Origin of the sequence: Enterobacter cloacae complex sp. SHL018, assembly GCF_049237905.1 — a bacterium.
In the GTDB taxonomy this organism is placed as follows: Bacteria; Pseudomonadota; Gammaproteobacteria; order Enterobacterales; family Enterobacteriaceae; genus Enterobacter; species Enterobacter hormaechei_C.
In genome coordinates this window covers 19,510-32,758 of the sequence record NZ_JBMKJE010000004.1, presented here as the reverse complement: position 1 = coordinate 32,758, position 13,249 = coordinate 19,510, and the positions used below count along the sequence as shown (strand labels likewise).

General features: G+C 50.3%; 15 protein-coding genes, 1 tRNA gene and 4 pseudogenes. 5 read left to right on the top strand and 15 right to left on the bottom strand.

Going from position 1 to position 13,249, the window contains the following annotated elements; all coding sequences use genetic code 11:
- Positions 1-52 precede the first annotated feature (52 nt).
- A complete protein-coding gene (locus ACOTY5_RS15810; RefSeq protein WP_230373254.1) occupies positions 53-877 on the top strand; it encodes a hypothetical protein in 825 nt (274 codons plus the stop codon).
- Here the strand turns inward: ACOTY5_RS15810 and ACOTY5_RS15805 are convergent.
- The 15 genes and pseudogenes from ACOTY5_RS15805 to ACOTY5_RS15735 form a co-directional block, all read right to left on the bottom strand.
- Positions 843-1,421: a hypothetical protein gene (locus ACOTY5_RS15805; protein WP_230941198.1), complete on the bottom strand. Its 579-nt coding sequence runs from the start codon at positions 1,419-1,421 to the stop codon at positions 843-845. The two genes, ACOTY5_RS15810 and ACOTY5_RS15805, sit on opposite strands and share 35 nt — an antisense overlap.
- 255 nt (positions 1,422-1,676) lie before the next feature.
- Positions 1,677-1,979: pseudogene (locus ACOTY5_RS15800) on the bottom strand (hypothetical protein); the annotation flags it as partial.
- 137 nt (positions 1,980-2,116) lie between these two features.
- Positions 2,117-2,569: a hypothetical protein gene (locus ACOTY5_RS15795; RefSeq protein ID WP_072044163.1), complete on the bottom strand. Its 453-nt coding sequence runs from the start codon at positions 2,567-2,569 to the stop codon at positions 2,117-2,119.
- Positions 2,566-3,138: a Panacea domain-containing protein gene (locus tag ACOTY5_RS15790; protein WP_045142476.1), complete on the bottom strand. Its 573-nt coding sequence runs from the start codon at positions 3,136-3,138 to the stop codon at positions 2,566-2,568. The genes ACOTY5_RS15795 and ACOTY5_RS15790 overlap by 4 nt, the downstream gene beginning before the upstream one ends.
- 338 nt (positions 3,139-3,476) lie before the next feature.
- Positions 3,477-4,196: a C40 family peptidase gene (locus ACOTY5_RS15785; protein ID WP_045142475.1), complete on the bottom strand. Its 720-nt coding sequence runs from the start codon at positions 4,194-4,196 to the stop codon at positions 3,477-3,479.
- A 1-nt stretch (position 4,197) separates the two neighbouring features.
- Positions 4,198-4,347: pseudogene (locus tag ACOTY5_RS15780) on the bottom strand (phage minor tail protein L); the annotation flags it as partial.
- A pseudogene (locus ACOTY5_RS15775) lies at positions 4,346-4,468 on the bottom strand (terminase small subunit); the annotation flags it as partial. The pseudogenes ACOTY5_RS15780 and ACOTY5_RS15775, both read right to left, overlap by 2 nt.
- 219 nt (positions 4,469-4,687) lie before the next feature.
- Positions 4,688-4,918, bottom strand: coding sequence for a hypothetical protein (locus tag ACOTY5_RS15770; protein WP_017692897.1), 231 nt, complete (start codon positions 4,916-4,918; stop codon positions 4,688-4,690).
- Between the two features lie 1,095 nt (positions 4,919-6,013).
- Complete coding sequence (locus tag ACOTY5_RS15765; protein ID WP_032637826.1) at positions 6,014-6,283, bottom strand: hypothetical protein; 270 nt, start codon at positions 6,281-6,283, stop codon at positions 6,014-6,016.
- A 7-nt stretch (positions 6,284-6,290) separates the two neighbouring features.
- Positions 6,291-6,920, bottom strand: coding sequence for a glycoside hydrolase family 19 protein (locus tag ACOTY5_RS15760; RefSeq protein WP_032635818.1), 630 nt, complete (start codon positions 6,918-6,920; stop codon positions 6,291-6,293).
- Entirely contained in the window at positions 6,920-7,201 is a 282-nt protein-coding gene (locus ACOTY5_RS15755; protein WP_022651286.1) for a phage holin family protein, read from the bottom strand. Before ACOTY5_RS15755 ends, ACOTY5_RS15760 begins: the two co-directional genes overlap by 1 nt.
- Positions 7,188-7,574, bottom strand: coding sequence for a phage holin family protein (locus tag ACOTY5_RS15750; RefSeq protein ID WP_015570936.1), 387 nt, complete (start codon positions 7,572-7,574; stop codon positions 7,188-7,190). Before ACOTY5_RS15750 ends, ACOTY5_RS15755 begins: the two co-directional genes overlap by 14 nt.
- Before the next feature lie 178 nt (positions 7,575-7,752).
- Positions 7,753-8,724, bottom strand: coding sequence for a P63C domain-containing protein (locus ACOTY5_RS15745; RefSeq protein ID WP_045142474.1), 972 nt, complete (start codon positions 8,722-8,724; stop codon positions 7,753-7,755).
- Positions 8,725-8,879: 155 nt separating this feature from the next.
- Positions 8,880-8,953, bottom strand: a tRNA-Arg gene (locus ACOTY5_RS15740).
- A gap of 412 nt (positions 8,954-9,365) precedes the next feature.
- A complete protein-coding gene (locus tag ACOTY5_RS15735) occupies positions 9,366-10,175 on the bottom strand; it encodes an antitermination protein (protein WP_045142473.1) in 810 nt (269 codons plus the stop codon).
- Positions 10,176-10,227: 52 nt separating this feature from the next.
- On the opposite strand from ACOTY5_RS15735, the pseudogene ACOTY5_RS15730 reads away from it, so the two are divergent.
- From ACOTY5_RS15730 to ACOTY5_RS15715, 4 genes and pseudogenes are all read left to right on the top strand, one after another.
- A pseudogene (locus ACOTY5_RS15730) lies at positions 10,228-11,277 on the top strand (PD-(D/E)XK nuclease-like domain-containing protein); the annotation flags it as partial.
- A gap of 9 nt (positions 11,278-11,286) precedes the next feature.
- Complete coding sequence (locus ACOTY5_RS15725) at positions 11,287-12,372, top strand: RecT family recombinase (RefSeq protein ID WP_045142472.1); 1,086 nt, start codon at positions 11,287-11,289, stop codon at positions 12,370-12,372.
- 34 nt (positions 12,373-12,406) lie between these two features.
- Positions 12,407-13,018 carry a hypothetical protein gene (locus tag ACOTY5_RS15720; protein WP_045142471.1) on the top strand — a complete coding sequence of 204 codons (612 nt, stop codon included), beginning with the start codon at positions 12,407-12,409 and terminating at the stop codon, positions 13,016-13,018.
- On the top strand, positions 13,005-13,247 hold the full coding sequence (locus ACOTY5_RS15715) for a DUF4060 family protein (protein WP_017692869.1): 243 nt from the start codon (positions 13,005-13,007) through the stop codon (positions 13,245-13,247). The genes ACOTY5_RS15720 and ACOTY5_RS15715 overlap by 14 nt, the downstream gene beginning before the upstream one ends.
- Positions 13,248-13,249 lie beyond the last annotated feature (2 nt).

The following is a 13,249-nucleotide window of genomic DNA, read 5'->3' as shown; positions in this document are numbered from 1 at the left end:
TCAGGTGAAGTTATCGGCATGGCTGCCACAGGGCAATCTATAAAACGTCGGTTTGGTAGACAGCAATGGTGTCATCCCATTAGAACTTGGAGGAACAGGTGCAAAGACTTCCAGTTCTGCACTCTCAAACCTTGGCGCGCTGGGCCTGAGCGGAGGTACATTAACGAATGCTCTGAATATCGCAGGTATCGCTGGCAACCCTTACGCTTTTACCGTTGAAGGACTTTCAACGGTGGGTAGTGTATGGGCTCATACGGTGATGGTTAACGGTACTCCTCGCTTCAGGGCAGGTATTGCAGGCATTGGTGGTGCCGTCTCTTACCAAATCGCAGGAAGAAATAACGGCACCGATGCATTCTCAACAATGCTGTCTGTGAAGCCAGGCTCAGTTGTTTACACTTCTGAAAATACCACTAAAGCCTCCGATGGCACGCTGAAAGCAGCTTCGCCGATGGCCAGAATCGTGAAATCTCAGAATGAGAATCAGCGCACCGATATTGATGAAAATGATTTTATCTGGTGCGGCTGCGGTACTGCGAACGCCGAGGCGGAGGGAATAACCCTTTCCCGCCTCGATGTTGGGGTTTACATGCTGACCGGTTCGGCAGGCCTGGCGTCAGAGGGATGGCAGCTCCTCCCTCCAATGGACCCGGGAGGCATGGGAGAACTGGGTGTGGTTGAGGGCGAGCAAACCGAAAGCGGCGGACTTACTATCCGCCTGTTCAAGCGAAGATATCTGCTGAGCGATGACGGGGAGATCGTCAAAACGAAAGGGGAACCAATGGACGTGCCGGTGAACAGTTGGATCGATGTTCGCCTGGATATGCCTTATGATTCTGCCTTTAATCAGCGGATGAGTCAGGAACTTCAGCCATAGCCGCACGCTGATTCCAGATACTGTTTTGCGGCATCTCTACACGGACACTGATAAACTGATCGGCCGGAATATCGGCCGGGTCTCCATCCGCGTAACCTTCCCGTGAGTTCCTCGCAAATGCCGGCGCTGTCGGGTATTCCCGGTGAAAAGTTCTTACCAGCACCGACCCGTCGGCATTAACCTCATAGTCCAGCCAGATCAGGGCCTGCCCGTTGCGATCTTCAGGGATATCGAACCCGCCATCAATACCCCCCCACGCAGCATCAGAGTTCATCCCCATGCAGCCCTCGATCAGATACACCCCAACTTTCACGCGGGTTACAGTGCAGCCCTCAGATTCATCGTTAGTCTGGTATGTTCCATCTGAAAATACTTTGATCACCGGTGATGCAACTTTAAGCGTTCCATCACTGGCTTTCGTGGTGTTCTGCGTCGAATAAAGGGTGTGCGTCGTTGAGAACCCGACGTTAGTATTGCCCTGAATTGTACCGTTGCCCTGACGATACTTCAGTCCCTGAGAGGTTGACGCAAGCTGCCACGACACATAGCCACCACCTGACGGATCATGCCACCCACGTAGTGTTAGCATATCCGCGTATTGCTTCCCTCAAGTTTTGCCATGCTCTTGTATATGGCCATGTATGGCTGCGGCTGACCGCCAGCCGATATAACCCCGGTAATTAGCCCCAGCATGGCAGGCATACAGGCCCACTTCCCCGCCAGAGTTGTATTGATGTTGTATCCTGAGCTGGCATCCACCCCGGCGGTACCGAGGGTGACAACATCGCTCAGTGTGCGCGTTCAGGCTGTTGATGGATGCCTTGTTGCCGTTCACGTCAGTCTGCAAACTCAGCAGCGAACGCGCCGTTGCCTCCTTCTCGTTGACGATCACCTCATCAATGCGGTCCAGCTGCGCGCTGTTACCAGCGACGGATGCAGACAGCGTTTTGCGCGCGGCCACCTGCGCCAGGTTGCCCTGAATAATCGCGATAGCGGAGTTCTTCACTCCCCCCGTCATGCCGTCCACAGACACGCTGATATTATCGATACGCTGACCCAGTGCGGTATCGGCCGTCGCCACTGTCTGCTCAAGCTTGCTCACCTAGCACGCCATAAAGCCGGACTGTTCTGAGCGGTTCTTTATCGAGTGAAATTGCCATATTTACTCCATAAAAAAACCCGCCGAAGCGGGTGTGTAAGATATCATAAAGCAAAAAACCGCCAGATGGCGGGTTTAAGTTATGTGCCTGTCAAACCATCGGTCGGTTCAGGCTGATCTATTAATGACGTGTTCGTACAATACTTTTCTTTAAACCTGATGTGCTTTGGTTTTGCTTGTTCTGAAATATCGAAGCCTGAGAGTACTCTCTCGAATGCAGCTTCTGGCATATCATCATGCGCCGTTATTTCACCGGCTGCATGCTTTCTTGCAACATTATCGACACGCCAGATAACTGCCTCGGCATAGACTATATAACTGGGATGCTGGATAAATCGATGGTCACCAGGGTTAAGCACACACGCATCATCATGAGGAACGCCCGGCTTAATACTGGACACGTTAACAACCAAAATGCAGTAACAGTCGTTTACTGGGTAATAAACAGGATCGTTGCAAATCACATGAAGATGATTGCATGGCCCGCTTGGAGCTAAAACGGTTCCTTTTTTATATGGTTGAAATGTGCTCATGACAATTGAGAAGAAAACTCCTTGAGCTCTTGTGATTCGCACATGCTCCTGAAAATATTTTCAGCTTCTTCAGGAGTTTTACCCTCATTCAAAAAAATTTCACGCACGTCAATAGGGGTTCTAGACCCGCGAGGATCATGCCATTCCGGGCAAACATCACGCAGGTGAGTCATATCGCGCAACTCGTATCTATTCATGTGACCATACTGGGCATAAATTTCATCGAGGATGCGGACATCTGCCCGGCTCAATTCATCGAACACTTCATCAGCATCCATTTCACGCGGATCAGCACTCAGGCAAACATCATGCCCCGCTGTTTGAATCAGCCGATACCAGTATTCACCGCCAGTCTCTGCTCTACCGCGGATTAAATCCAGGGTAGTAGACATCACAGGGCCATGAGGCATTGAATAGAGACGATCCTCACCCATCATGCGTCCATGTCGGATCATAGATTGGCGATTTGCCAAGTATAATAATTTCATAAGCTTCAGATATGCCATGCGCCCGCCACGTTTAAGTAGCAGGTAAGCAGCCATCTGAGCTACTTTTTCTTCGCTAAACATATTGAACCTCTAAATCATTTATGAAAGCAGCACTCTACAGTGATTCTATAGCTAGCTATAACTTTTAAGCAATCCTCATTTGGTCAAGATAGCCCCACGTTCGACGATGATCGCAATGACCATTTTGAAAGTTAACAGCACTATCGCAGAAGTTACCCCTCAGGTAATAGTAAACTATTGTCACGTTCTCGGGAGATAGGCGGTGCCTATGAGCCAGCTTGAGCTTTCAAGAATGGCATAAATAGCACTTTTTGCACAAAATGTATGGCTTGGTTGGAATGCAGAACAACAAAGATTGCTGTAGTATTTCGCCCCCTCTGAATGGAGGTGCTCAGATTTCAACCACACTCTAATAAGATTTTATGTCTGAGTATCTTCATGGTTCTTTCCATCCAGTAGCCGCCATAAGGAACGCGCTGGCTCAGATGCCCATAAAGGTGATGCAGTAGCATGTTACCTTCCAGCAGAATCCCCGCATGATTCCACTTATCAGCCTGAACCTGCATGATTACCATATCGCCAGGTTTCGGCGGCCCGTCGAATTCACGGAATCCGCACTCGTACCAGCAATCCTGATAGAAGTTGTCCGGATAGTCGTTTTCCCACCAGGGATAACCAACCCGGTAATCGTGGAGTTCGATACCATGCGTTTGCCGGAAATAGCTCATTACCAGCCCCCAGCAGTCGAAGTGACCAAGCACAAAAGGACGCTCCAGCAGCGGCAGCTCTCCGCGCGGCTGAATGGTGCGTAAATCCCCCTCTGGCCAGCTCACGATATGCCAGGGTAAAAGCGTTAAGTCGCATTGCGCTTTATCCAGTTCGCTCGGCTGCGTAGTGGCGTCAGGGTGGCTGTGAACGATGGCGATCACCGTACCCCAGTCCTCAGCAACTGCGTAATCTTCCGGGCAGAGGACAAAATTTTCCTCCGGCGCCGCGGCAAAATTCCGGCATGGAAAATAACGTTCAACACGGCTTTTTTGCGCCACCACACCACAGCACTCACGAGGATATTCAGCAGCAGCATGCGCCATAATCGCATCAATTGTTTTCTGACGCATATCAGCTCCTGATCAGCGACGTTCCCGGGAATCCACCAAACGAGAGTTGGTTATTTTCGCCGAACCGAAGTTTGCAGGCCGTCAGCGTGCCGTTGCATTCATCCAGTGACGGATCGCTTACCGGGTTGTTGTTTTTGTCGAAATAGCGCGTATCGTCGGGCGGTAGCGTAGTTCAGTCCCTGCGCTTCACACCATTCCTTTGGTGATACGCCGGTTGCGGCATGTTCGGACAGGAACCGTTGCTGAAGCTCTCCCCAGTCCGGTTTTGCCATTATTCACTCCAATAAAAAAAGCCACCAGCGAGTGCCAGTGGCTTGAATGTGGTAATCAGAAATGGGTTCGAACCGTTGGGACAAACAATATTAAGCGCTCACCCGCTGGATTAAAGTAGCATCACGCTTCGTCTGGCCGATATGAACTCCTGTATCACTCTACTGACGTATAGAACCAAGCATGACCCATCCTACTGCTACGCGCCAGTCTCGCTGCTTTCAACCAATCAGAGCATCATAAGCCTCGATAATTTCTTTCCTGCTCACGTATCTGTCGGCTGCCACCAATATGGCTCCACTTTCGCCTTTCAGAAAAGTTGAAAAAAAAATCACCACATCCAAACACCTCACCTCATTATTAGCATACAGATAAAGAATCTTGCTCCGATAACTTCGAATTTTCAGCAACTTAGCAGGTTCATCATCAGCAAAAATCAATAGCTGTGCCATAAAATCTCCTTCTACACTTAATTCCTTACAAGTGAAGATTGTTAGTCCCATGAACACTCAATCACATTGATGAATCTTTTGCCTGTGATTTACGTTACCTTTAATAGCCCAAAAGTCTTTTTTAACTCATACACCTGAATTCAATTCTGAAAGAAGTGAAAATGGCAGCAAACAAATCACCAGGAGTTTAACTTTATTTAATTAGTTATAGTGCAGAATGCTTAACCCTGTATATAGAGTTCGCTTCTTCGCACTTTTCTTTCAAGTATATGAACCGGGTGGATACTTCACTGTTTGAGCAGTTCGTCACAATGCAGTAACCCTCTACCCACGCCTTTTCATCCTTTTCGGCAAACAAACTTTCGAAAATGGCAACCCAAGTGCTGTTAGGCATGCGTTCCAGTTCAAAATACTTCATTGTCCCTCCCTCACGAAGGGTTCTGTACTCATCCAATCCTAAGATTTTCATACTGCATCTCACGGTCTTTTTAATGTTATGATTTCTAGCATCATATCCAGGCTTTTCCTACCCCAAAATCCATGGGACTCTGCATTTTATCATCATTAGCAACCAGCAGATGAGCTTTGTAATAGATGAAGAATGCGCATAAGAAAACCATAGCTATTCATGTGACATGCCTGTCCTCAGTATTGGATTTAGGTTACCTCCTGGATAAAAACTTACCCATCAACATTAAAAATACAACGATTCCAACAGGCACTCCAACAATAGGTGTAGCGAACGCGCTTACTCCCACGGCGGCAACCATACCTCCCAAAGTACTAAACATGATGGGTATGATTAACATAATGATAGCCTGGGGTATTCCTGCCTTCCAGAGGAGTAACACCATAATGACAACAAAGAACACCATGAGAAAAGGCATTGTTTGCCCCCTTAATTAAACACACTCTCTATATAACGACCATTTGGAAAATTTATTTAGTTATCTTTCAATTAAGGCCTACTTGCAGTTCGCCTGCCACGCTTTGTTATGCGCCAGGATGTCGCGCTTCGTCTGCCTGTCCAGTACATCCCAGTCGTGCGCTGTGCAGTAGATGGGTTTAACCCAGTCGCAAGACGTATCGGCTACCTCAACCCTTACGGGTCCAGTTGTCCCGCAGCTCGCGATCAACATCGTCGTCAGACATATGGTTAACAGTCTGCTGTACATTGCTGGCCTCTTTCGTTGCTTCTACCCGGCGTTCGGCTGCTGCGACCGTTGCCGCTGCGTTATCTTCGGTGCGCTGCTGGTCGGCTTTCACTTCAGCTTTGCTGGTGCCGCGAATATGGCCCAGGCCAAAAGCGCCGGCGATAGCGGAAATAACCAATGCGACCAGCCCAATTATCGTTTCGATCCCCACATTCACCTCATACCAGAACGGATTTCGCCAGGTTCAACAGCGCACGGCGTTTATCCAGCCCGTTGCGGCCGCCATTGATTAACAGTGTCACGCGCTCAACGTCGCCGGAATGAAGAAGGCAACCGCGGGAGGCATAGAACCATGCGGCAGAGCGCGCGGCGTATTCATCCTTTTCAAGCAGCTCCGGATGAGTAACAAGGTCCAGTTTCAACGCCTGGCCACAACTGCGATAGTTGCTCAGGCCGGTAATCTGTTTCAGCCCACGACCGCGATATTTCCAGCCATCACCAGCGACCTGATTGCCAAGGTGTTCTTTTCCCCACTCACCACCGTATACCAGATTGGCGATCGCTTTCTGGTTTGCCGGTTGCGTTGCCGTTCTGCCAAGTGCGGCGGATTGCTGTTGAGTGATGCGGTGGCTGCCGAACGTCGGTACCAGGTTTTCAACCGCGTAATTCAGGTTCTCCACCAGTCGGGTAAATCTGGTGCTTTCATGCCCCATCTGGGCAATAAACATGGCCTGATCAAGCGGTGCGGTGATGCCGTATTCCTTCATGGCGGCGTCGATATGCGGAAACCAGCGCGCAGCTAATCCGGCGCTGATACCAGCCGCCTTCTGAAATTGTGATTGGTTCATTAGTGCCTCAGATGATCAACCAGACGTGCAACGTTGCCTTTGACGGCCACCAGCACGGAAAGGAATATGATATTGGCCGCAATGGTGGCCCATGATGAATGCGGGTAAATCCCACACAGGTACGCCAGCGGTACAGCGCTGTAAGTGACGGTAATCAGCCAGGCTAAACGCGAAATCCATGGCCGATGCCGCGAATCACCACGGCGGTAAAACATCAGAGTAATTACAACTCCGGCGCAGAGCAGCGCGTTGATAGTTGCTGTTGGGTCATTTAGTACCACCTGAACCTCCCCGGCGCGTTATCAGCGCCACCAGCGAGCCGATGTCCTGCTTGTTCAGGAACGTAAGGATTTGAACGGCTAACGCAGAAGCTATTACGGCACCAATAGCATCCAGAGGCTTCTCGGTGTACCCCGTCCAGGATGTGAGTTTTGACCCCAACAACCCCGAACAAAGAATGCCGACGATATACGACACGAAGAAGTAGGCCAGGCGACGTAACACACTCAGGTCAGCTGCTGTCGCTATGTAGAATACTGCGCCTGCAAATGCTCCAAAAACAACACCGTAATCAGTTCCGGTCAATAGACCGTAAACACTTGCTCCAGTCAAAGCTAAACCGGCCAGCCCTGTGCCGGAAAATGGATCGGACATAGGTCTCCCCTCATATAGCTGTGTATCCTCTCAGTAATGAGGGGAATAAAAAAAGCCCGCACGGGAGCGGGCAACGAATGCAGATATTTATTTTTTTCAATTTCAGAACGAAGATTATCGGCAGTATTGGGAAAGACTTTAGACAATAAAAACCCGGCGCGGTGGCCGGGCAGAAAGTTTATAATTCTGGCTTCATACGGCCAAAAACTTTTTCAATGCCGGTCTCATACTCCTCTTTGTTGTCGCTCATTGCTGCAACGCCAAGAAGTTTGCCGATGTGTTGTCGTAAGGCCTTGACGCCAATTTCAGAAAGGAAGAGGTGTAGCTTATCTGATTGCTTTCCATTCTCATCCCTACTGGCGCGAATTTGCTCTAATATCTTCCCCTTACTCTTAGCCAGTGGGACGTAAATTTGCATATTAGTCAACTGTCCAAAGCGGATCGGCCTGCCTTTTTCCGGACGATTAAGTCCATATAACCGATACCATTCCTCATACAACTCGTCGGGAAACTCTTTCTCATATTGGCGGGCTTCCTCTCGTACAAATGCCTTAAAAGCATCGATTACCTCTTGAACTTCAGGTCGATAACCGGCCAATGCATAGGCTACGCCTTTTATACCTGATTTAGCGGAAGCATTTATTAGTTTTTGAGCTGTATCGGCAGCAGGAATTCTAGACGGTGGCAGAGCATCGGCACTTTTTGCATCTATCAGCGCCTTTCCGATATCAACGATCACATCAATATCAAACCCATGAGCGTTATTGATGTTTTTGGACTGCCCACTATATTGAAAATTAATAGGATTTTCAATTTTCGCTATTAAACTTGGACCACCAAACTCCTTCATGTAACCAGCGCTTAGTAGTTTATCGACATCCCTTGCGAAGTTGCCGATACCTAAAAGTCGAGCAAGTCCAGCCTTAGTAACTACTGCGGTTTTCGATTCATCACTTAAGACATAACACTCAGCATCTATTCCAAATTCATCTTTGAAATTACCCATATGGGTGGCTTTGTGAATTTTATCCCTCCACCTTGCAGCAGCAGCCTTTTTGGCAATGTCAGAACGCTGCTCTTTAGTAAGAGACTTAGCCCTAGCAATCCCGCCCTTAGCTTTACCCTTTGGATCTTTCTTATCGTCTGACATATGCAAGCACCTTTCCGTAAAATATGCTTGCATAATAAACAGCGATCAAAACACATAGCAAGCTTTTTTCACTATTTTATGCTTGCATAGTCAAGAGCATATAAAAGGCCGCCGGATGGTAGCCTTCAGTAAACTAATGTTGTTGTGCTTAATTGTACGCCATCGAGGATTCGAACCCCGAACCACAGAGGTAGAAGCTCCGTGCTCTTTCCAGTTGAGCTAATGGCGGAAAAAAAAGACCAGCAATGAGTTGCTGGTCATGGGTCATGCAGTTGTCTCTGCGAAGCGGGTGTATACCCCACCCAGTGTTATCAGTATCGAGAGCATTATCAAATGCCATAAAAACTATAGCACTGATGAAAAAATTCACTCTGTCAAAGGCCATCAGAAATGACCTTTTGCTCATAACGGGAAGCCAGCTCTCCCGAATGCTTAGTGTCACGCCTAAGAAGGGCATGAAAGCAGGCTTTCCGTTGTGTTTAAAACGAAAAAACCCCGCGGTATTAACCGCAGGGCTTTAAGGATTTCTTGCTGGTCGGAACGAATGAACGGATTCCCAGCATTAGAGTTGATGCTAGCCGAAAATTCCGCAGACCTCAACACCTTTTTTCTCTGACAATTGAGCTTTATAGAAAATCAGCCTACATCGTAACTGCCTTTAAGGCGCTGTCTGCATAACCTTCTTGCCTGTGGCATTCTTCCACCAGCAATTCAAACAGCGGTTGCAGCTGACCGTAAGCGGTGGTTTTTTTTACATCCCATACGGTGCGGACGCCCTCCAGCACATTGGAAAATTTTAGCCGGGCGTAACCTCTCCCCGTGCAACGGTCACACACCTTCATGACCGGCACGCCCTGTTCCTCTGTCTTTTTCTTATCCAGCACCCTCCCTTTCCCGTGGCAGCGACACGCATTGCTGATAACGCCTTTGCCGTTACACGCTTTGCACAGAACGCGCGCTCTCTCCCGAACTGATTTCCACTCTTCCCAGTATGAGGGGTAAACACCCTTTGTAACTTTTGCCCATTTTGGCGGCTTGCCGTCAGGGTAATGGATTTTGTTGGTGAATACCTCGACTTCGGTAAACCCGCTACCATCGCAGCAGTCACATCTGCGAACGCTTGCCGCACTACGGGCGTAATCCTGGTATGCAAAAGCACACATAATTTCGAGAACGCGCTGCCGGACTTTTTCATCGAGTTCTGTAACTGATTTAAAGCGTCGGCATAGGACCAACGATGCTCCATAAAGCGCCTCCATTGCCCGGTCAGGGCTGCTGATACCAATTTTTGCAAGGTATAAATCGAATCCAAACCCACACTTGGCGTTAACCAGTCCAAGCGCGGTCATAACATCAGTTCCGGTCAGATTGTCGGTGGCAGTCGCCCTCGAGGAGTCACTGAACATCGGTGATTTTGGCGCGAAATATTTAGCGATTGATTCGAGGTTCATTATGCGGCTCCTGCTGAATGATAGATTCGAACAAAATTACGAAGGATGCGGTATCCCAGAAGGCGCATTCACCACCACGGCGACACTGCGCACCTTTATCGATGAGTACAACAACGGCCTGCCTGTACTGCTGAGCGCAGACGATATCAAAAGATTTCTTGAAGAGCATAACGCCACGCTGCCCGCTCAGGTGCCGCTGGGCGCTAGCCTGGAAGAAACAGCGCAGAACTATATGACGCTGCCAGCTAACTTCCAGCGTATCGATGCAGACCAGAAGCAGACGGCAACGGCAATGAAAGCCTGCATCAAAGAGTACAACGCCACCCTGCCGACGCCGGTTAAAACTAGCGGCAGCCGTGACGCGCTGCTCGAGCAGTTAGCGATCATCAACCCTGACATGGTGGCGCAGGAAGCGCAGAAGCCACAGCCGCTGAAAGTATCTGGCACTAAGGCCGATCTGATTCAGGCCGTGAAGACAGTCAAACCAGATGCCGTGTTTGCCGACGAGCTGCTGGATGCCTGGCGCGATAACCCGGAGGGGAAAGTGCTGGTTACCCGCCAGCAGCTGGGCACCGCACTGAATATTCAAAAAGCGCTTCTGGCTCACCCGACCGCCAGCATGCTGCTGACCCACCCGAGCCGTGCCGTCGAGGTGAGTTACTTCGGCTTTGACGAGGAGACGGGCCTGGAAGTTCGTGTGCACCCGGACCTCGAGATCGACCTGGACGGTGTGCGTATCGGCGCAGACCTGAAAACTATCAGCATGTGGAACGTAAAGCAGGAAAGCCTGCGCGCCAGACTGCACCGGGAAATCATTGACCGCGACTATCACCTGAGCGCAGCCATGTACTGCGAAACCGCGGCGCTGGACCAGTTCTTCTGGATTTTCGTCAACAAAGACGAGAACTACCACTGGATCGCCATCATCGAGGCATCCGCTGAACTGCTGGAGCTGGGCATGCTCGAGTACCGCAAAGCGATGCGCGCTATCGCAACCGGATTCGACACAGGTGAATGGCCAGCACCAATCACTGCCGACTACACCGACGAACTGAACGACTTCGACCTGCGCCGCCTCGAAGCGCTGCGTACTCAGGCATAAGGGGGATATATGCAAAATACCAACGTTACCGTTGCTGATCAGAACACCGTTATTAATTCCAACGTGGCACTGTTCGATTCTCAATACCTTAACGCCATCAGCACTTTTGCGCAGATTATGGCTCAGGGCACCGCGACAGTTCCTAAGCATCTTCAGGGCAATCAGGCCGATTGCATGGCCGTAGCGATGCAGGCAGCACAATGGCAGATGAATCCCTTTGCTGTAGCACAGAAGACGCACCTGATTAATGGTGTGCTCGGGTACGAAGCGCAGTTGGTCAATGCCGTCATTTCGCGTAGCGGCGTGCTTGCCAGCCGCTTTGAATATGAGTGGTACGGGCCATGGGAAAAAGTTGTTGGAAAATTCCATATTCGTAAAGGCGAAAAAGGCGAGTACCGGGTCCCCGGCTGGATCCTGGCTGACGAAGCCGGGATCGGCATTATTATCCGCGCAACCCTGAAGGGTGAAGATCAGCCGAGAGAACTCGATTTACTGCTGGCTCAGGCTCGCACCCGTAACTCAACGCTCTGGGCTGACGACCCGCGCCAGCAGCTTGCATATCTCGCAGTGAAGCGCTGGGCCCGCCTGTTCTGCCCGGATGTGATTCTGGGCGTTTATACCCCGGACGAGCTGGATGATCGGCGTGAAGAACGGGAGGTAAACCCTGCCCCTGTGCAGCACATAAGTTTGACTGAAATTACTGATGACAACTTATCTACCACACAGAACGCGCAGCAGTCCTCAGTAAATATCGACACTTTGGCTGATGAATACCGTAAACGGATTGATTCTGCTGAAACTCTGGACGATGCCACTACCGTCGGAAACGACATCAATGCTTCTAAATCCGTACTGGGTGCAGCATTGCACACCGAACTGAAAAACAAAGCTACGCGCCGGTACCACTTTGTGAATGCGAAAAACAAAGTTGATACAGCTATCAAAGCACTTCCAAAACCGGGAGTGGAAGGTGCGGGAGAACGCTTCGAGGAAGTTGAAAAGATGCTCTTGGCGGCTAAACGGCACTTGGGTGATGAATTGCACGATAAGTACCGCATCACCCTCGATGATATGAAACCGGAATATGTGGCCTAAGGGAGGCGGGAGGGTTCGCCCTCCCGGTAACGATATGACGAAAATTATCGAACGCGGAATGATTTTTAACGGTGAGATGGTGCGGGCGATCCTCGATGGACGGAAGACGCAGACGCGGCGGATCATCAAGCCGCAGCCAGAGGGAACATTAAGCGGAAGTTTATCCGGTATGTGTTTAAGCAGGCCTCTTAACGGACTGTTGTTGCCGAAAATTGAAGATATCGCAATCCATTGCCCGTTCGGTGTCGTCGGTGATCGCATCTGGGTGCGGGAGACGTGGGCAGAGGCTGGAGCAAGCGCGCCGGATCTGAAACTTTATCGCGCGAATTACCCTGCGCATGTTCCAACTCATTACGAGAACGTGCCGCCGGCAGAGGATGTCCGCTGGACACCCAGCATCCACATGCCGCGCTGGGCCAGCCGTATTCTGCTGGAGATCACCGATGTACGGGTCGAGCAGCTGAACGATATCAGTGAGGAAGACGCACGTTCGGAGGGAATTTCTGGCTCCTCGGCACGTGACGTTAAAGAGGCTTACGCAGCGTTATGGCGGTCTATCTACGGTTCTGACAGCTGGCGCGCTAACCCATGGGTCTATGTGATCAAGTTTAAGCGTATCGAAGGAGATGGCCATGCGACTGATTAACCGAGGTAACCAGCAATCCCCGTTAGCGCGTCAGGCATGCGACATCGCGCTGGCAGCCCACCAGCAAAGATACGGCGACTATGGGCGCAGCAAGATGAAAGAGACGTATACGGTGAAGGTTGAAGGCGTGAAGGTCTGGGTGGAGGTGGTGAACCGCAAGGCGAGCTATGTGGCCACGGCAATGACAGGCATGCGCCGCTTGCGTGCCCTTCCCGGCCAGGCGTCCTGATA